The sequence below is a fragment of the Nautilia sp. PV-1 genome (assembly GCF_004006315.1).
GTDB lineage: Bacteria > Campylobacterota > Campylobacteria > Campylobacterales > Nautiliaceae > Nautilia > Nautilia profundicola_A.
This window is the reverse complement of record NZ_CP026530.1, coordinates 646,632-665,000: the sequence shown is the minus strand read 5'-3', so window position 1 is coordinate 665,000 and position 18,369 is coordinate 646,632. Positions and strand designations below refer to the sequence as shown.

At 34.0% G+C, this 18,369-nt stretch carries 18 protein-coding genes (1 of these 18 cut by a window edge); 1 reads left to right on the top strand and 17 read right to left on the bottom strand.

Annotation, left to right across the window (positions count from 1 at the left end; genetic code table 11):
- The 5 genes from C3L23_RS03680 to C3L23_RS03660 form a co-directional block, all read right to left on the bottom strand.
- Window positions 1-564, bottom strand: partial view of a citrate/2-methylcitrate synthase gene (locus C3L23_RS03680; RefSeq protein ID WP_127679969.1) — the 5' end (the start) only. Its footprint begins 1,284 nt before the window's first position; the window shows 564 of its 1,848 coding nt (coding positions 1-564); the start codon lies at window positions 562-564; its stop codon lies off the left edge, out of view.
- Window positions 564-1,898, bottom strand: a complete 1,335-nt coding sequence (locus tag C3L23_RS03675) for an ATP citrate lyase citrate-binding domain-containing protein (protein ID WP_127679967.1) — start codon at window positions 1,896-1,898, stop codon at window positions 564-566. Before C3L23_RS03675 ends, C3L23_RS03680 begins: the two co-directional genes overlap by 1 nt.
- An 84-nt stretch (window positions 1,899-1,982) precedes the next feature.
- Complete coding sequence (locus tag C3L23_RS03670; RefSeq protein WP_127679966.1) at window positions 1,983-3,137, bottom strand: glycosyltransferase family 39 protein; 1,155 nt, start codon at window positions 3,135-3,137, stop codon at window positions 1,983-1,985.
- Window positions 3,134-3,697 (bottom strand): aminodeoxychorismate/anthranilate synthase component II, encoded by a 564-nt coding sequence (locus tag C3L23_RS03665; RefSeq protein ID WP_127679964.1) that lies wholly within the window; start codon window positions 3,695-3,697, stop codon window positions 3,134-3,136. The genes C3L23_RS03670 and C3L23_RS03665 overlap by 4 nt, the downstream gene beginning before the upstream one ends.
- Before the next feature lie 30 nt (window positions 3,698-3,727).
- Complete coding sequence (locus C3L23_RS03660) at window positions 3,728-4,063, bottom strand: winged helix-turn-helix domain-containing protein (protein WP_127679962.1); 336 nt, start codon at window positions 4,061-4,063, stop codon at window positions 3,728-3,730.
- A gap of 60 nt (window positions 4,064-4,123) precedes the next feature.
- Here C3L23_RS03660 and C3L23_RS03655 point away from each other — a divergent pair, with 60 nt between their 5' ends.
- Complete coding sequence (locus C3L23_RS03655; RefSeq protein ID WP_127679960.1) at window positions 4,124-5,020, top strand: methylenetetrahydrofolate reductase; 897 nt, start codon at window positions 4,124-4,126, stop codon at window positions 5,018-5,020.
- On the opposite strand, the gene C3L23_RS03650 is transcribed toward C3L23_RS03655, so the two are convergent.
- The 12 genes from C3L23_RS03650 to ppk2 form a co-directional block, all read right to left on the bottom strand.
- A complete protein-coding gene (locus C3L23_RS03650; protein WP_127679958.1) occupies window positions 5,017-5,904 on the bottom strand; it encodes a hypothetical protein in 888 nt (295 codons plus the stop codon). The two genes, C3L23_RS03655 and C3L23_RS03650, sit on opposite strands and share 4 nt — an antisense overlap.
- A complete protein-coding gene (locus C3L23_RS03645) occupies window positions 5,901-6,497 on the bottom strand; it encodes a winged helix-turn-helix domain-containing protein (RefSeq protein ID WP_127679956.1) in 597 nt (198 codons plus the stop codon). Before C3L23_RS03645 ends, C3L23_RS03650 begins: the two co-directional genes overlap by 4 nt.
- On the bottom strand, window positions 6,494-7,084 hold the full coding sequence (locus C3L23_RS03640) for a lipopolysaccharide assembly protein LapB (RefSeq protein ID WP_127679953.1): 591 nt from the start codon (window positions 7,082-7,084) through the stop codon (window positions 6,494-6,496). The genes C3L23_RS03645 and C3L23_RS03640 overlap by 4 nt, the downstream gene beginning before the upstream one ends.
- A complete protein-coding gene (locus C3L23_RS03635; protein ID WP_246831097.1) occupies window positions 7,059-9,083 on the bottom strand; it encodes an urea transporter in 2,025 nt (674 codons plus the stop codon). Before C3L23_RS03635 ends, C3L23_RS03640 begins: the two co-directional genes overlap by 26 nt.
- A 1-nt stretch (window position 9,084) precedes the next feature.
- Window positions 9,085-10,419 (bottom strand): alanine racemase, encoded by a 1,335-nt coding sequence (locus C3L23_RS03630; protein WP_127679951.1) that lies wholly within the window; start codon window positions 10,417-10,419, stop codon window positions 9,085-9,087.
- 15 nt (window positions 10,420-10,434) lie between these two features.
- Window positions 10,435-11,445: an ATP-grasp domain-containing protein gene (locus C3L23_RS03625; protein WP_127679949.1), complete on the bottom strand. Its 1,011-nt coding sequence runs from the start codon at window positions 11,443-11,445 to the stop codon at window positions 10,435-10,437.
- Window positions 11,442-11,678 carry a PqqD family protein gene (locus C3L23_RS03620; RefSeq protein WP_127679947.1) on the bottom strand — a complete coding sequence of 79 codons (237 nt, stop codon included), beginning with the start codon at window positions 11,676-11,678 and terminating at the stop codon, window positions 11,442-11,444. The genes C3L23_RS03625 and C3L23_RS03620 overlap by 4 nt, the downstream gene beginning before the upstream one ends.
- 88 nt (window positions 11,679-11,766) lie before the next feature.
- A complete protein-coding gene (gene guaB / locus C3L23_RS03615; protein ID WP_127679945.1) occupies window positions 11,767-13,215 on the bottom strand; it encodes an IMP dehydrogenase in 1,449 nt (482 codons plus the stop codon).
- Window positions 13,212-14,567, bottom strand: a complete 1,356-nt coding sequence (gene gatA / locus C3L23_RS03610) for an Asp-tRNA(Asn)/Glu-tRNA(Gln) amidotransferase subunit GatA (RefSeq protein ID WP_127679944.1) — start codon at window positions 14,565-14,567, stop codon at window positions 13,212-13,214. The genes guaB and gatA overlap by 4 nt, the downstream gene beginning before the upstream one ends.
- Window positions 14,567-14,674, bottom strand: a complete 108-nt coding sequence (locus C3L23_RS03605; RefSeq protein WP_127679942.1) for a glutamyl-tRNA amidotransferase — start codon at window positions 14,672-14,674, stop codon at window positions 14,567-14,569. Before C3L23_RS03605 ends, gatA begins: the two co-directional genes overlap by 1 nt.
- Window positions 14,667-17,402 carry an isoleucine--tRNA ligase gene (gene ileS, locus C3L23_RS03600; protein ID WP_127679940.1) on the bottom strand — a complete coding sequence of 912 codons (2,736 nt, stop codon included), beginning with the start codon at window positions 17,400-17,402 and terminating at the stop codon, window positions 14,667-14,669. The genes C3L23_RS03605 and ileS overlap by 8 nt, the downstream gene beginning before the upstream one ends.
- 136 nt (window positions 17,403-17,538) lie before the next feature.
- Window positions 17,539-18,336 carry a polyphosphate kinase 2 gene (gene ppk2, locus C3L23_RS03595; RefSeq protein ID WP_127679938.1) on the bottom strand — a complete coding sequence of 266 codons (798 nt, stop codon included), beginning with the start codon at window positions 18,334-18,336 and terminating at the stop codon, window positions 17,539-17,541.
- Window positions 18,337-18,369: the final 33 nt, after the last annotated feature.

Sequence of the window (18,369 nt, the reverse complement as noted above, 5' to 3'; positions counted from 1 at the left end):
AGCGATGATATTTGAAAGCTCATTAAATAAACCACCACTTCTTGTTACAAGACCAGCGCTTCCGGCTCTGTGAAGTTTTGATTTTACGATATTTTCAATTGTACCACCGATGTTTGCAACTTTAAACGCACCCGGAGCAATAGCACCAACTGTTGCAGGTCCGATGATAGTTACACCTTTTTCTCTTGCAGTTTTATTCATAATTCTTGCATTTCTTTCAGGAATACCCTCAGCAGTAATCATAATTACTCTGAACTGATCCATTGCAAGAGCGTCCATAGTTACATCATAAGCCGTTCTGAATGATGCAAAGTTTAATAGTACATCAGCATTAGGATGATTTTTAACAGCATCGGCTGTAGTTCTGTAAATCGGAATCATTACTTCATCAGTACCGAAAAAGAATTTTTCGAATTTGTTGCTGCTTGTAGGAGCAACGATTGCCGCTACTGACGGTTTTTCTCTTTTAATAATATAGTCATAATCAAGCATTCTTTGGATTGCAGATTTGTTATTGTTCCAAAATATTGCCTGTGTATCCCTTGTAAATAATTCGTTAGCCATTAGTTCGCTCCTTTTTTATCTTCTTCAAGTGCCATTCTTACGATATCAGTAATATGAGTTTCTGGTCCGTATACTTCGATTGGAAGACCAAGTTTTTCTGCTGCCGCTTTAATATCTTTAAGACCTTTTTCGTAGTTAGGCCCGCCTCTTCTTACATAAATTCTTGTTCCAACGTCTTTCATTTTATCTGCATATTTTTCAAATGCTTGAATAATACCTGTAAATGTTTTTGCTACGTCTGTGAAGTTAGCAATAGCACCACCGATGATTAATATTTTATCTCTGCCTTTTGGATCTTTTTCTCTTGTCATTAAATCAAGTACTGTTTCAGTATAAAATCTTGTTTCATCAGTAGTCGGACCACCGGAATATTCTCCGTAGTTTGCTAAATCTTCAACCCCGCCAGCCATATCAGCAATAGTGTCAGCATAAACAACTGAAGCACCACCACCAGCTACAAGTGTCCAGATTCTTCCTTTAGGGTTAAGAATTGTTAATTTTAATGAAGCACCGCTTTTTGCATCAGCTTCGGCAATAGCTTTTTCTTCAGGTGATTTCTCAGGCATACCGAATGGTGTCGGGAATTCAATATCACCCCATTTGTCTTTCATCATAAACCCGGCAGTATCGTCTAATCTTGCAACAAGGTCAAGCAGATAAACATTGTTTCCTACGATAACTACAGGGTTGATTTCAAGATATGCAAAGTTTAGATCTCTAAAAAATTTGTAGAAATTAATTGCAAAGTTTGCATATACGTCTTTTTTATCAGCCGGAATATCTGAAGGAATATTTTCTTTTACAAGTTTTTCGATTTTTTCGTCACTTGCATCGATAGGAATTTTTACTTCAGTAACTTTATCCCAGTTTTCTTCAACTTCCATACCACCATGCGCTGAAAGATAAAGTACGTCGTTTACTTCATCAAAAGTCGTAGCAGCAATATAATATTCCTCATCTTCGCTATGAGGTGTGAAAGGCTCTACAATAAAGTGAGTAAGCTCTCCGCTTTGTCCGCTAAGAAGTGTAACCTTTCCGCTTCTTTTTTCATCAATCCATTTAGCTGCGTCTTCAAGAGTTACATCTCCAGGTTTATTAACTTTGAATAATACTAAACCGTTTTTACCTCTTTTACCAAAAAGCATATCAGGTTTGGCAACTAAAGGTTTTTCGTTTAGCCATTCATATCCAGGTTCTTTTGCTTTAGCTTTTAACTCGTCTCCACTTGTTACTAAAACACTTTCAAATGGATAATTTAGTCCACTGAAGTATTTATCCCAGTTTTGGGCAAAAAGTTTTTTCCCGTCATATTCACGAATCGGTTTTTGAGCCATTAATTCTCCTTGAATTTTATTTTAGAAATTGTAGCATTAATCATAAAAGATATAAGCTTATTTTATTAATTGAAAAAAAATTTTTTATAGTGTGTTTAGTTTCGAAACATTGATTTGCATAATTTTTCTCTTTTTGTGAAAAATTGAAACTTTATTTTCCCTTTTTTCATAAATAATCATATATTTATTACCTTTTTTGAGTCCATAAAAATTTAACGCCCTAAGCAGTCTTTTATTCTTTGAATTAATAAAATCAATATTTTTGTTTTTCAATTCTGACGCTAAAGGTTTAATGAAATAATAACTGCTGCTGAGCTTTCTTGCAGGCGTATATCTGTTTAAAAAAAGCGCAATATCAAAAAAAGTCAACGTTGTAATTAAAACTATAAAAACTGTCTTGTATGTTCCTCTGAACTGAGGAAGTCTTACTCTGTACGAACTTAAAAAATATTTAACCATATAAATTACATATACCAAAGTAAACGGTGCATAGTCGTCTATTTTTATTCTTTGTCTAAATGACAATAATATTGAAATAATAAACGTAAAAAAAGCAATAAAAAAAACTATATCTCGTTTTTTGTCAAAAAACCCTTTATATATGGAAAATAAAAAGTAAATAAAAACAAAAGGAGAAAAAATTAAAAAATAAGTACCAAAAAGATCTAAAAAATGTCCTTTAGGTTTGCCTCCGATATCATAATTGAAATAATTTGCATTAATGGCTAAAAACAGAAGAGACAACAAAAGAAGCACATTGTCTTTTTTATAAATTGCATAAAATATCAAAGCAAAAAACAGAGAAATAAAGCCTGAATCTAAAAAAACACATAATGCCAGCAAAATATACGAATATATTTTGTTTGTCTTATATAAATATACAAACAGCAATGTAAGAAAAATTAAATAAACTGATTTATTAACAATAATAGAAGATATTATCATCCCCGGTATCAGCATGAATATAATGGTTGCAAAAAACCTGTCTTTTTCTTTTTTTAAATAAAATTCAGTAAGTTTGTAAAAAAGTAAAACACTGCAAAAACCGACTATAATTTCAGGAACGCGCAATGCAAAATCATTTTTTCCAAATAGAAAAAAACTGAAATTGAGAATATAGTTTAAAACAGGAAAATGATCAATGCTTCTAACATCCACTATTGAGAAAGAAAGAAAGCTGACACCGTACCATAACAAAAATGAATAAAAAAGGAATGAAACGGCTATAATTTTTTTCATAATTTTAAAAAGTTATCAATAATTTCTTTTCCGTATTCGCTCATAATTGATTCCGGATGAAACTGAACACCGTAAATAGGTCTGTCTTTTACCCTTAAAGACATAATTTCATTATCGTCTAATGAATAAGAAGTAGGAATAATACATTCAGGCAGTTTATCAGGATTAGCAACAAGCGAATGATATCTTGTTACTCTAAATTTATTCGGAAGGTCTTTAAAAATATCGTCTTTTATTGTTATTTGAATATCGGATGTTTTTCCGTGCATCAAATTTTTGGCTTCTATTATTTCTCCGCCGAATGCGTAAGCAATAGACTGATGACCTAAACATACTCCAAGAATCGGTTTTTGAATATTTTTTATAACTTCAACACTTATACCTGCTTCTTTAGGAGTGGAAGGGCCTGGGGAAATAATTATTTTTTCAGGATTTAGTTTTTTAACATCTTCAACGCTCATTTCGTCATTTCTGATAACTTTTAAATTAGCGCCGAGTTCCAGGCAGTACTGAACAATATTATATGTAAAGCTGTCATAATTGTCTATCATTAAAATCATTAAGCGCCTTTTTATTGAAATTTTAGCAAATTAAATCTTTTTATTAAAAAATTCTTCCAATGCTTTCAAATCTGATTCAAATATTTTTTGGGCACTTTCAAACATATCAATAAGCTTTTTTCCGTACTCAGTAAGTCTGGTTCCTCCGCCGCCTTTACCGCCGCTTATTTTTTCAACTACACGCTCTTTTGCCAGATTGTTAATTATATCAACCGCATCCCATGCAGCTTTATAGCTCATTTTCATTTCTTTTGCCGCTTTGGAAATAGAACCGTATTTGTCTATTTTCTTCAAAAGTTCAATTCTGCCTCTTCCCAAAAAACTTTTACCCTCTTTTTCTATCCAGAAATTCCCTTTAATATCCATTATATTCCTATTTTTTTATTTTTATTATATCATTTCGTAATAAATTGACAAAGGATCTGAATGTTAAAAGAAAAGCTAAAAGGCAAATATATTACACTTGAAACCACACCTCCGAAACTTCCTACAGTGGATTTAATGATAGAAAAAATCGAAAAAAGCGGAGCATTAAAATATATTGACGGATTTTCAACAACAGACTGTCCTTTAAGCAAATTGAAATATAACTCTATTATCGCTGCATATAAATTACAGGAAAAATTTAAAAAACCGGTTATTGCAACCATGACTATGAGAGACAGAAACAAAATAGCCCTTCAAAGCGATCTACTGGGGGCAAACGATTTAAACGTAATAAATATTTTAGCATTAACAGGTGATCCGGCCAATATGTCAGACCAGCCGAAAGCCAAAGCCGTAGTAGAAGGCAGCAGTATTTTACTGCTGGAAATAATTAGAGCTTTTAATAACGGAATGGATTACAGCGGTAAAGAATTTAAAATAAAACCTAAACCTATAACGCCTTTTGTCGTAAGTAATTCGTATGCTAAAAATTTTGTTTCAATAGAAAGAAAAATGTATAAAAAAATACAAAATTATGCAGTAGGAATTATAACGCAGCCGGTTTACGACTTAAACATTGTAGACAAACTATTAGAAATAAAAAATAAAATTGTTTCAGAATTCCAGGACGAAAGAAAAGAAAGTGAAATTGTTTTAGGCTTTTTCCCTATTACAAAACTAAAAACGGCTCAGTTTCTACACTCGCACGTTCCCGGAATCTATGTGCCTGAAAAATGGATCGAAAAACTAATAAAAGCACATAAGATCAGTGAAGAGGAAGAATATAAAGTCGGAATGGAATTAAGCAGAAACTTGTTCCAGAAACTTTTAAAAAAGCATCCTAAAATTCATATAATGACAGCAAACCGTTTTGAAACGGTTAAAGAGCTGTTTTAAAAATTGTGCATATAGTTAATTAAAAACGTAGTAGAGGAAGCTTCATATCCCGGAGTTTCTTCAAACGTGCTGTATTCTACCGAACCGGAAACATAATCGTTGTTTTTTAATTTTTTACCAACGCTTACAGAATAACTGTTTTTATACTCCTCACCAAGGTTATAAACAACAAAACCGTCTTTAGCTACTTTATATGCGGTTTTTCCTAAACTTGCATTTAACGTAGTAACCCACGGACCTTTATAATTTTCCAGTTTTAAATCAACATTAAAATAATTGTCTTTTGGAGCCGCATCAGAATTGCTTAAATTAATATAATTTAACGTTCCTTTTAAATAAAAAGACCCTATTGTTGAATAGTAATTTCCAAAACTGTAACCATAAGAAGGAGATACCTGAACTACATTTAAATTTTCATAATTAGAATAGTAAATATTTAAATCGGCATCAAATTTTAAATACTGATAATATGTAACTCCTCCAAACAGCACATAATCATAAGAATTGACATATTTTGTAGTTGTAGTTGTTGTGCCACTTGGATTTCTCATGCTAGGAGGCTGATAATTTACAACCGTTTCCGGGTTACTGGCAAAAATATTATGAATACCCACTCTGTATTTATAATTACTGCCTTGAAAATAATTTATTATTAATGTTAAATCAGACTGCTTGTAATCAGGTGAATTTTTATATTTCAGTCTCATATATTCTCCGTCCAATTCAATTTTATAAGGACTTTTGTATTGAGACAGATACACACCAAAAACATTCGCATAATCTTTGCTGGTGTCTTTACTGTAGTTTATAAAACTTGTATATGGCATGATTTCAGTTGCAAACACTGCTGAGACCGCAATTGCGCTTAAAATCAGTTTTTTCATTCCTTCTCCTTTATTTTATATCCTAAATTTTTTTGATTTTCTATTTCTATCCCCAGTTTTCTCAAATGAGAAATCAGAACTTTAATAGAGTCAATACTTTCTATACTGTCACACTCCATTAATATATCTTCTTTCGAAAGATATGTATTTTTGTTTTTTATCAGTGTTTTTAAAAGTTCATTCTCTGCACTGCTTAATTTAACCGGCTTTGAATCAATATACAGTTCGTTTGTGTTGAAATTATATAAAAGATTGTCTCTTTTGTATACCGTTGATTTTGATTTAAGTATTTTTTTCTGTAAATATTCCAAACGCAAAAAAAACTTATCAAACTCTGCATATGTATAGCAGTAATCACCTACTTCCAGAACCTTTTTATATATAAAACTGTCACAGTAACTGTTTAAAAAAACAACAGTCGAATGAACATAGTCTTTAATATTTATAAATTCCGAATAAAAATCAAAAGATACAATTATTACGTCATATTTTCTGTTTAATATTTTTTCGTAAAAATCATTTTCATCCAATGCATACATACAGTCGAATTTTTTTAATTTTAAATCAAAAGGAGTAAAACAGAGTATTTTCATTTATTCAAATACTCTTTTGCTATAACGTTATTCGGATCAAGAATTAATACATCTTCAAAAATCTGTTTTGCTTTTGTTTTATCTTTTATATAATATATTTTTCCAAGCTCTACCAAAAATAAAACACTTGTCGGATAAAGACTTAGCATCTTATCAGTCAGTTTAAGTGCGGTATCATACTGCTTTTTAGCTATTAAAGCCACAACTTCATAATAATTGCCGTAATAGTTATAATAGTCTATTTTTAAAACAACATCTCCGACTTTCAAAGCATTATCATAATCCCCTGCAGCCAAATAAGTTCTCATAATACCAAGCTTAGCCTCTATGGAATAAGGAGCCGTTAAAGATGCTTTTTTATAATGGTCAAGCGCATTTTGATATTTTTTGCTTAAATAAAAGAGCCATCCGAGTCTTAAATTTAACGTATATCCGTTAGGATATTTATTATATACAGGTATTAAAACCTTAATCGCATCCTTATAATCACCCATTTTTTCATAATTATAAGATTCATAATACGCTTTTTTTATATCAAGAGCAAAAAGTGACGCACATATGCTAATCAGAATTATCAGCTTTTTCATATATTCTCCTTAATTCCGTGTTTTCAAATCTTATTTTATCAAACCCTTTTTCATAAAATGAAAAAGTAACTTCCCCGTATTCTGATTTTATTTTCAGCATTTCTTTATAATATAAAACTTTTTTTGCAAACATTTTATAATTAAAAGGCAAAACAAGTTCAATTATAATTTTCTTAAATAAACCGTATTTAAACTGAGGCGGAATAACATCTTCATATTCCACTTCTTTATTTATCAACGGTATTTTTGGAGCCACCTTAAACAGGCTTTTTAACAAACTGTCTTTTCCTTCATATTCATAAAAATAAAAAAGTTTCTCATCTGTATAAAAATAGAGTCTGTTTTGTCCGTCTGTAAAATAAAATTCCCCTTTATCGTTCATTTTTACAGTAAATCCTGTTTCTTTAATTTTACTGTTATTTTTATAAATTTCATATTTAAAATAATCATCCAAAATAAACGTCAGTCTCAGTTTCATAGATTTATCCACCGTCGTTGATTCAACAGTTTCATTTTTTTTAGGCAGCTCATAAAAATAAAGCCTATTGTCTTTTATATAGTCAATAAATTTAAAAGGAATAGTCTCACTTCCCAAAACACCAAATTTCTGAACCTGGATATGAATATGAGGCTCCGGAGAATAACCGCTGTTACCGCATTTCGCAATTATATCTCCAACTTTTACATAATCCCCTACTTTTACGTTTATCGAATTTTGCATTAAATGCGAAATTTCTACAAAATATCCGTAATCGCTTTTTATAATAATATAATTCCCCCAGTTATTGGTTCTGTCCACATTGCCTATAAAGTTATCAGCCAAATCATCCCTTAACGCGATAACGTAACCGTTTACTGGAGCGGTAACAGGTTTGCCGAATGCATAATAATCTTCCAAAAACAGTCCGTCATTTTCATAACTTTTACCGTTTTTCTTGATTACAAAATCATAAGCGTATTTCCAGTTTCCTTTATGAGTCCATTCATCGTCAAAAGCCTGATAAACAGTCCATTTTCCGGTAAAAGGCAGATTTATTTTAATATCGTTTCCGCCAAATCTGTAATAATTGCTTAAAAAAGAAATAAGTGATTTTTCGGGCGTTCCTTTAATATTGTAATTAAAATAAGCGTATCCCATACTAAAAAGAATCATAATAAAAAGAAGCGTCATAATATTAAAAGGAAGCGTATATACCGGAAGTGCGTATATATTAAAAAACACTTCCATCGCATCAATTAAAACTATTGATAAAAATATTGCCAAAAATGCAAGAAAGAAATTTTTTAAATTAGGGATTAAAAACACTCCTCCAAGAGCCATGGCTATCAGTATAAAATTAAAATTATACGGAGAATTAAGCGCTTTTGAAAAAGGTATAAAAAACGAATGGAACCATACACCGGCCCAAAATCCTGTAAAAGCAAGCAAAAACAAAATCCTTGAATAAAATAATATGATCAAAGAGATAACAACTCCTGCAAAAACATACGGAAGAAAGAAAATAGTCCCCATAGACTTAAAAAACTGTTCAAAAGGGAAATTAATATCAAAAAGCGCTTTACGATATAAAATATTACTCAAAAGAGAAGTATATTTTAAACTTGCAAGATAAAAAATCATACTTACAAATGCAAAAGGCAGAGATAAAAGAGGTAAAGAGTATTTAATAAACACTTTATTTATACTAAAAGACACCAAAAAAGTAAGTATAGAAAGCATAGCCGTCAAAAGAACGGTCACAACAGTAACATCAAAAAAATATCCGACCCCCATACCGACCAGCAACGAATTATATAAATAAAATCCGTATTTTAAATATTCATCCCTGACATTTATAAATTCAGCAAACATTACTGTTGCCAATATCGCAACGATACCTAATATCCCTACACTCGGAAGTAAGAAAGAAAGAAGGAAAAGTATTACCCCCGCTTTAACATCCCTTAAAAAAAGTATGGAAACATACGGTTTAAAAACAAACTTCAGTTTATGCAACATTTTAACCTTTTAAATATTCAGGAATATGTTCTTTTTCTACAATGTAATCCAAATCATCAGCTTCTTTGATAATATGAGTATTTGAATTTTTATCGATCAAAACAATTCTAGGTCTGTATCTGATAAACTGCATAGCCTGAGTCACGTTATATGCTCCGACAGGCCAAATACTTAAAACACTTCCTCTTTGCAAAGCAGGAAGCATTATATTCTCTGAAATAACATCAATATTCATGCATAAAGGTCCGTTTATCTGAGAAGGTTCGTTTAATCCTTCATATCTTTTATCCAAAGCTATTTCAAAGTTATACCAAAATGCTGTATATAAAAGATTCACTCCCGCATCTACAATATAACTTTTTTTACCGTCAGGCATTCTTTTAGCGGCAAACACGCTTGTAAGCAGATAACCCGCTTCATCAATTAGCGCTCTTCCGGTTTCAAGGAAAAGTTTAGGAAGTTTTCCTTTATTTGTTTCAAATATCGCATTTGTAACGGCTTCAGCATATTCATCGGCACTAGGAACAATAACTTCAGGAGCCTGATATACGCCTTTTAATCTGTTTTTGCTGGCAAACCCTCCTCCTATATCGATATATTCTATTTCATAACCGAAATCTTTTTCAATTTTATTTTTAAGTTCTATAAGTTTTTTTGTTTCGTTTGCATACGCGTTAGCACTTAGCATAAACGTTCCGATATGAGAATGAAGCCCTGTTAAATATAACTTTTTACCTTCATAGATTCTTTTAATCGCATCATAAGCTTCACCGTTATCGATATTAAATCCGAATCTGCTCCACTGCGGATATACTCCCGTATCCATATTACATCTGATTGCTACGGGAATTTCTATGCCGAGTTCATCCGCTATTTCTTCAAGATCATTTATTTCATACCAGTGGTCAATATGAATTTTTGCACCTTCTTCTACAGCTTTTTTAAGAGCTTCTTTCGGTTTGTAAGGACCGTTGAAAATAATATTTTTACCTTCTATTCCGAGTCTTCTGGCTTTTTCATATTCAAATTCGCTTACAACTTCGGCTTTACTTCCGAGTTTATGATATATTTTGCATATTGCATCCAGATAATTGGTTTTATAACTCCACCAGAATTCTACTTCCGGATATCTGCTTGTAAATGCGTTTTTAAATTCCATATATTTTTCTTCTATTACTCTTTCGCTGAATACAAACAGAGGAGAACCGTACTTTTCTACTAGTTCATGAACTCCTACTCCGTCAATTTCGCTTCTGATTTTCTGTGTTTTAAGTGGTGAGCCGTATTTGCTGGCCATTGCGAAATCAACTCTGTTTATTGTAGGTTTTTCATACATTTTATACTCCTTAATTTATATCTCTTTTTTTGATATTAATGCTGAAAATTTATTAAAATCAGCCATAGTCTCTTCTACATATCTGACATACATTTTTTCCAACGGATAATCAAACTGTTCTTGAACTTTTTCCCCGTTTGCAAGTTTTAATAAAATTTTAGGAAGATTAATTCCCAACATCGTTGAAAAATACACCCATGCCGGAAACCTTGGATTAATCTCTATTAAATATATGTCTTTTCCGTCGCTCATAGCTTCAAATTCAAATGCACCTCTCCATCCGATAGTTTCCACGAACTGTTTACTGGCATTAAAAAGCTTTTCATTTTTTATGCTTATGGCACTCCAAACCTTGCCAAGCTCCGTTGTAGTCAGTTTTTTCATACCTACCCCGGCTATTAGTTTTTCACCGTTTCCGATTCCGACAAAATTTATTTCATTACCGTTTATAACTTCCTGAACAAGCAGAGGAAATCCCCACTCGTTGGAAATTTTATAATAATACTCAATAGCTTCATCAAGGTTATAAGCTTTATAAGCTTTATAATAATTTCCTTTTACCATTACAGGGAATCCAAGCTCCTTAGTTGCTTTTATTAAATCGTCAAGCGAAACGACTTCTATAGTCTTTGGATGTTTTACTCCCAGCTTTTTACTGAATTCCGGCAGTTTACTTTTGTCTCTCATTTCAAAACACTCAAGAGACGGCAAATATGTTTTTATACCTAATTCTTCTATCTCTTTTTGATATTTAATGTACAGAGGAAGCTCCGCATCCAAATTTGGTATCGCCATTTCTATATCAGATTTTTCTTTAATATCGGTAATTCTTTTTTTAAACTCATCATATCCTAAACTTGGATAAGGCATAAGATATATTTTTTCAAACAGTCCCTGATAAACACCCGGTTCATTAGGGTCATAACTGAGTCCTATTAAAGAATGCTCATCCATCAAACTTTTGGCAACTGGTATTCCCGGAGCCGGATTGTCAGTGTTATTTAGTCCGCTGATAGCTATTTTCATTGAATTAGTCCGTATATTTTAAGTTTTTGGAAAAAATCTTCAACATCAACATACACGTCTCGCCAATTGGCTCCGGTGTTTTCCGCTATTATTTTTACTATTTCGTCTTTATTTTTGCCCTGTTTAAGAAGGTCAATAATTTCTTTTGCCGTTTTATTAAGCTGATAGGATGTTCCGAGTGACGGTATAAACGCCATATTGTTTTCATCAATTATCATTTCATTTAGCAGCATAGGCACTCCTTTTTTTATTTCTAAAATAATAATATAGTAAAGTTAACAAAAAGTAAATAAAGGAAAAAAAGATTAAAAAAGAAGAAAATTATTGGTGATAGTTAGGAGCTTCTTTTGTGATAGTAACGTCATGTACGTGAGATTCTTTAAGTCCCGCGCTTGTAATTTCTACAAACTCTGCATTTTCCCAGAATGTTGGAATATTTTTCGCACCACAGTATCCCATAGAAGCTCTAAGTCCACCGATTAATTGATGCACCACATCTCTGATTCTTCCTCTGTACGGAACCATACCTTCAATTCCTTCAGGAACCAGTTTATCAGCAGCAGTACCTTCTTGGAAATATCTGTCGTTGCTTCCTTTTTGCATTGCACCGATACTTCCCATACCTCTGTATGCTTTATACTGTCTTCCCTGATACATGATAGTTTCACCCGGACTTTCTTCAGTACCAGCAAGAAGACTTCCGATCATTACGCTGCTAGCCCCTACAGCCAATGCTTTTGCAATATCGCCTGAATATTTAATACCTCCGTCAGCAATAATAGGAACACCGTGTTTAGCCCCTTCTCTTGCACATTCGTCAATAGCGCTGATTTGCGGAACCCCGACACCCGCTACGATTCTTGTAGTACAGATACTTCCCGGACCGATTCCGACTTTAACAGCGTCAGCACCCGCTTCAATTAAAGCTCTTGTAGCTTCCGCAGTAGCTACGTTACCGCCGACAACGTCAACGTCAAATCTTTCTTTTATGGCTTTAACAACGTCCAAAATCCCCTGCGAATGTCCGTGCGCTGAATCCACAACAATTACGTCAACTCCTGCACCTACAAGCGCAGCAGCCCTTTCAACTCCGTTTCCGACTCCTACAGCCGCAGCTACTCTTAGTCTGCCGAATTTGTCTTTGTTTGCATTAGGATAAGTTTTTTTCTTTTGAATATCTTTGATAGTAATTAAACCTTTTAAATATCCATTATCATCAATTATAGGCAGTTTTTCGATTTTATGCTGATGAAGTATATCTTCAGCTTCTTCTAAAGAAATTCCCTCTTTTGCAGTAATTAAAGGCATTGGAGTCATTAGATCTTTTACGAATCTTGTTGTATTTTTTTCAAATCTAAGGTCTCTATTGGTAAGAATACCCACTAACTTACCATCTCTATCAACTACAGGAACACCTGAAATTCTATATGTCGCCATAATATCAAGAGCTTTTGCGATAGTATCGTCAGGGAAAACTTTTACAGGGTCGATAATAATACCGCTTTCGCTTTTTTTAACTTTTTCAACTTCTTTTGCCTGAGTTTCAACATCCATATTTTTGTGAATTACACCAATTCCTCCGAGTCTTGCAATAGCTATAGCGGCTCTTGCTTCCGTAACGGTATCCATTGCTGCAGATACCAAAGGAATGTTTAAGCTGACGTTTCTGGTGAATTTAGTAGACAAATCAACATCTTTAGGTAATACGTTTGAATATTTTGGAACCAGTAAAACGTCTTCAAAAGTTAATGCTTTGTATTTTATTCTCATTTGCTTTCCTTTACTAAATTTTCAACTATTTTCGCTCCGTCAAACAGTGTCTGCTCGTCAAAATGTTTAGCTATAAGCTGAAGTCCGATTGGCATATTGTTTTTATCTTTTCCTACAGGAAGTGAAATAGCCGGAACTCCCGCAAGGTTTACACTGATTGTGTATATGTCGCTTAAATACATCTCAAGAGGGTCTTTTTTACTTCCGAATTCAAATGCCGTAGAAGGCGTTACAGGAGTAAGAACCAAATCGGCTTCCGCAAAGAGTTTATCGAATTCGTTTTTAATTAAATGTCTTACTTTTTGCGCTTTTAAATAATAAGCATCGTAATATCCGCTTGAAAGAACGAACGTTCCTAGCATAATTCTTCTTTTTACTTCATCTCCGAACTGAGCTCTTGTTAATTTATATGTTTCTTTCAGATCTTTTCCTTCGATTCTGTTTCCGTATCTCATACCGTCAAATCTCGCAAGGTTTGAGCTTGCTTCCGCAGTAGCAACCACGTAATAAGTCGCAACGTCGTATTTTGAATTCATAAGGGTTTTATGAATAATTGTATGCCCTTCTTTTTCAAGTTCAGTGATAATATCGTTTAGTCTGTTTTTAATATCCTCGTCCGCTTCATCAATATAGTTGTCAATTACTACAATTTTTAGTTTTCTGTTTTCATTGATTTCTATTTTTTTATTCTCAACCGGTGCGGAAGTCGAATCTTTAGGATCATGCCCTGCAATAATGTTATATAAAATAGCTGCGTCTTCCACGTTTTGTGTAATCGGTCCTATTTGATCAAGTGAGCTTGAGAATGCTACAAGCCCAAGTCTGCTAACTCTCCCATACGTCGGTTTCATTCCTACAACTCCGCAGAACGCCGCCGGCTGTCTGATAGATCCGCCCGTATCACTTCCAAGTGCGGCAACCGCAAGCCCGGAACCTACCACAGCGGCACTACCACCACTGCTTCCCCCTGGAACTTTGTTAACATCATGCGGATTCAATGTTTTACCGTAGTAGCTTGTCTCAGTCGAACTTCCCATTGCAAATTCATCCATATTACATCTACCAAATGGAGAGAGTCCCGCTTCAAGCATTTTATCAATTACGGTCGCATTATAAGGGCTCACATATCCCTGAAGGATTTTAGAAGAACATGTAACTTCCCATCCTTTTACGTTAATGTTGTCTTTAACTGCGATAGGCACTCCATCACCAGCTTCACTTAGGTCTCTATCCAAAAACTGTTCGACATATCCGCCAAGTTCTTTATTTTCTTTTGCTTTTTCATTTATCTCTTTTTTGAGCTCTTTTAGCTCTTCTTTTGATAGTTTTAGTGCTTCTTTAAGTGTTATCATTAAAAATCTCCTTTTATACTTTTAAGCCATCTGTACACTGCGTAACTAACGCCTATTATAATTATAATATTTAAAAAAATAAACCAAGAAGAAACCGGTTTATCCATTAATAGCCTTTTCGCATCTTTCGCATAAAGCGCCTTCTTCCTGGGCTAAAAATCTCCAGCATCTAGGACATTTATGAAGAGGTGAACGTTTGATTTTAACAACAAACTGCTCATCCCCGATATGGAACTCCTCAAGTGTTTCGCCTTCAATATTATCGCTTATTAAACTTACGACAAAAAAGTCGGCCATTTCGTCAACCAGTAATTTATCATAATTTGTCTCAATCGCAAGTTCAAGTGTATCTTTTATAACTTTTTCTTTTTTAAGTCTGTCTACAATTTCAAAAAATCTTCTTCTAATTTCCAAAATCTCTTCATCAATAGGATTTTCCACGGCGGTAAGCGGCGTATATACGAAATCAAACACGTCTTTTGCGTCTTCTTTTATAACTTTTGGAGCGTGTTCAACCGCTTCATCCATTGTATATGTAAGTACCGGTGCAAGCAGTGAAATAAGCTCTTTCACAATCACAGCCATTGTGCTTTGAGAATTTCTTCTTTTTTCAGAATTCAAAGGTTCACAATAGAGTCTGTCTTTACAAACGTCCATATAAATCGCACTAAGCTCGGTTACGATAAAGTTGTTTAAAATATTAAACGCTTTAGAAAAGTCGTATTTTCCGAAAAGTGCCACCACTTCGTCAAACACTTCTTTGCTTCTTGCCAGAATCCATCTGTCGATCATTGAAGGATTTGTCAGCTTGATCTCTTCTAAATCGTTTACGTTTGCAAGCAGGAATCTGATAGTGTTTCTTATTTTTCTGTACTGCTCCGCAACCTGTTTTAAGATACCGTCACTGATTTTGATATCCCCGCTGTAATCACTCGTAGCAACCCATAATCTCAAGATTTCGGTTCCGAATTTTTTAGAAACTTCCTGAGGGGCTACAACGTTTCCTTTAGACTTACTCATTTTTTCACCCTTCTCGTCTACGGTGAATCCGTGAGTAAGGATTGATTTATAAGGAGCTTTTTCCTCAATAGAAGTTGATACAAGAAGTGAGCTTTGGAACCATCCTCTGTGCTGGTCGCTTCCCTCAAGATACATATTCGCAGGATATTCCCCGGCGTCGTAAGGTCCGTTTTTAAGTACGGCAAACCATGTTGACCCGCTGTCAAACCATACGTCTAAAATATCGTTAACTTTTTCTAATTTAGAAGCCAAATCTTTTTTGCTTTCAGGCAGCAGCTCTTCAATGCTTAAATCATACCACGCATCCGCGCCTTTTACCTTAAATATTTCATAAACGTTTTCGATTATTTCATCATCGATAATAAGCTCGCCCGTATCTTTGTTTCTGAAAAACGCAATAGGAACACCCCAGTCTCTCTGGCGGCTTATACACCAGTCAGGTCTGTTTGCGACCATTGTATGAAGCCTGTTTTTACCTGTTTTTGGAGTAAATTCCACTTTTTCTATTTCATTAAGCGCTCTGTTTCTTAACGTATCCCCGTTTGTTTCTTTATCCATTGCGATAAAAAACTGTTTAGTAGCCCTGAAAATAACAGGGTTATGGCATCTCCAGCAGTGCGGATAGCTGTGCGTAAATTTAGATACTTTAACAAGGTTATCACCTAAAAGATCTAAAATTTTAGGATTAGCTTCAAATATATGCATTCCTTTAAATTCTTCAGGCAACAGCTTTTCAGTTACGATTAAGTTTGAGTATTTACCTTCATCGTCCACGGGCTGAATTATTTCACTAAATCCGTATTTTAGCCATACTCTGTAGTCTTCCTCACCGTGTCCCGGAGCCGTATGAACACACCCCGTTCCTCCGTCCATTGTAACGTGTTCGCCGAGTATTATTACAGACTCTCTTCCGTTTAGAGGGTTGATTGCTTTTAGGTTTTCAAGCTCGCTTGCGTCAAATTCTTTAACTATTTCGCCGCTTACAACCTCAGCTTCTTTTAAGTTTTCATACAGTTCTTTTGCTACGATTTTTCCGTCTTCACTTAATACATATCTCTCTTCGGGATTTAGGGCAATTCCCATATTAGCAGGTAGCGTCCAAGGAGTTGTCGTCCAGATAACAATACTTGCGTTATCGATTCCGAGTTTGCTTTTAGCTTCATTGCTTAAAGGAAACGCAACGTAAATTGAATAGTCTTCTTTATCTTCATATTCTACTTCTGCTTCTGCTAATGCCGTTTTATCGTGCATACACCAAAATACCGGCTTGCTTCTCTCTACCAAAAGACCCTTTTTAGCGATCTCGGCAAGTGCTTTATAAATATTAGCTTCAAATTCAAAATCCATTGTTTTATACGGATTATCCCAATCTCCGATAACTCCCAGGTTTTGAAACTCTTCTTTTTGTATTTCTATAAATTTAGCTGCATGCTGTCTGCATAACTCTCTGATTTTGCTTTTAGGAAGACTTTCTTTTTTTTCACGTCCTATTTTTTTCTCAACCTGCTGTTCAATAGGCAGTCCGTGACAGTCCCATCCCGGAGTGTATCTTACGTCAAATCCCTGAAAATAGTAATATTTAACAATCATATCTTTTAAAATCTTATTAAGTGCGTGTCCTATGTGAATATGTCCGTTTGCATACGGAGGTCCGTCGTGGAGGTTAAATTTGTCGTTTCCGACCCTGTTTTGTTTCATTCTTTCATATACGTGTTCGCTGAACCATTTTTTGTATTTTTTAGGCTCGTTTTGAGGAAGATTACCACGCATCGGAAAGGTGGTTTTAGGCAAAAGAAGAGTGTCTTTGTAATCCATTGAGGTTTTCCTTTTTTGCAAGGTATTATACCAAAAAAAGTAGGCAAGTTGTGTAGTTGTAAAGTTGTGAAGAAAAAACATTTTCAAATTTCACTAATTTCCTTCACAACTTAACTGCTTATCCACTTCACAGCTTCTACTCAATGTGTGAAACAACTTTTACGATCTCCGGATCGGCCGGATAAAAATATTCTTTTTCATCATAGTCAAACTGGGAAAGAAGATCCCTTATTACATTTATTCTTGCTCTTTTCTTGTCGTTTGCGTCAACAATCACCCACGGAGCGTAAGGCGTGGACGTAGCTGCAAACATATCTTCTTTATATTTTTGATAATCGTCATAATGTTCATAGCTTTTCCAGTCAAGCGTTGAAAGCTTCCATTTTTTTAGCGGATCGGTTTCTCTTTTTTTCAGTCTTTTATACTGTTCTTCTTTCGTAATATCAAGATAATATTTAAAAAACTTAATTCCGTCATCCACTATCATCTCTTCAAATCTCGGAGCTTGCCTTATAAATTTAAGATACTCCTCATGCGTACAAAATCCCATAACTATTTCTACCCCTGCACGGTTGTACCAGCTTCTGTTAAAAAACACCATCTCCCCTCCGGCCGGAAAGTGAGGCACGTATCTTTGAAAATACCACTGGGTTTTTTCTTTATCACTCGGTTTATCAAGCGCTACACTTCTAGCAAAACGCGGATTTAGATATTCAAGAATTCTTTTAATGGTACCGTCTTTTCCCGCGGTATCAACTCCTTCAAAAACAACCAACAATCTTTTATTGTGCAGTTTCAGCCACGTCTGCAGTTTTACCAGTTCAATTTGAAGCTTTAAAAGCTCTTTTTCATAAAATTTGTCTTTCATTTTTCCGTTTTTTTTAAATACTTTGTCTTTTGGAAGCTGGTATTCGGGCAAATCTATTTTTTTCATAAAAGCTCCTTTTTGATACAATATCTTTATTAT

Excerpts from the sequence above, each read along its gene's own strand:
- C3L23_RS03675 (WP_127679967.1), bottom strand. The coding sequence starts at position 1,898 with ATGGCTCAAAAACCGATTCGTGAATATGACGGGAAAAAACTTTTTGCC.
- C3L23_RS03670 (WP_127679966.1), bottom strand. The coding sequence starts at position 3,137 with ATGAAAAAAATTATAGCCGTTTCATTCCTTTTTTATTCATTTTTGTTA.
- C3L23_RS03665 (WP_127679964.1), bottom strand. The coding sequence starts at position 3,697 with ATGATTTTAATGATAGACAATTATGACAGCTTTACATATAATATTGTT.
- C3L23_RS03660 (WP_127679962.1), bottom strand. The coding sequence starts at position 4,063 with ATGGATATTAAAGGGAATTTCTGGATAGAAAAAGAGGGTAAAAGTTTT.
- C3L23_RS03655 (WP_127679960.1), top strand. The coding sequence starts at position 4,124 with ATGTTAAAAGAAAAGCTAAAAGGCAAATATATTACACTTGAAACCACA.
- C3L23_RS03650 (WP_127679958.1), bottom strand. The coding sequence starts at position 5,904 with ATGAAAAAACTGATTTTAAGCGCAATTGCGGTCTCAGCAGTGTTTGCA.
- C3L23_RS03645 (WP_127679956.1), bottom strand. The coding sequence starts at position 6,497 with ATGAAAATACTCTGTTTTACTCCTTTTGATTTAAAATTAAAAAAATTC.
- C3L23_RS03640 (WP_127679953.1), bottom strand. The coding sequence starts at position 7,084 with ATGAAAAAGCTGATAATTCTGATTAGCATATGTGCGTCACTTTTTGCT.
- C3L23_RS03635 (WP_246831097.1), bottom strand. The coding sequence starts at position 9,083 with ATGTTGCATAAACTGAAGTTTGTTTTTAAACCGTATGTTTCCATACTT.
- C3L23_RS03630 (WP_127679951.1), bottom strand. The coding sequence starts at position 10,419 with ATGTATGAAAAACCTACAATAAACAGAGTTGATTTCGCAATGGCCAGC.
- C3L23_RS03625 (WP_127679949.1), bottom strand. The coding sequence starts at position 11,445 with ATGAAAATAGCTATCAGCGGACTAAATAACACTGACAATCCGGCTCCG.
- C3L23_RS03620 (WP_127679947.1), bottom strand. The coding sequence starts at position 11,678 with ATGCTGCTAAATGAAATGATAATTGATGAAAACAATATGGCGTTTATA.
- guaB (WP_127679945.1), bottom strand. The coding sequence starts at position 13,215 with ATGAGAATAAAATACAAAGCATTAACTTTTGAAGACGTTTTACTGGTT.
- gatA (WP_127679944.1), bottom strand. The coding sequence starts at position 14,567 with ATGATAACACTTAAAGAAGCACTAAAACTATCAAAAGAAGAGCTAAAA.
- C3L23_RS03605 (WP_127679942.1), bottom strand. The coding sequence starts at position 14,674 with ATGGATAAACCGGTTTCTTCTTGGTTTATTTTTTTAAATATTATAATT.
- ileS (WP_127679940.1), bottom strand. The coding sequence starts at position 17,402 with ATGGATTACAAAGACACTCTTCTTTTGCCTAAAACCACCTTTCCGATG.
- ppk2 (WP_127679938.1), bottom strand. The coding sequence starts at position 18,336 with ATGAAAAAAATAGATTTGCCCGAATACCAGCTTCCAAAAGACAAAGTA.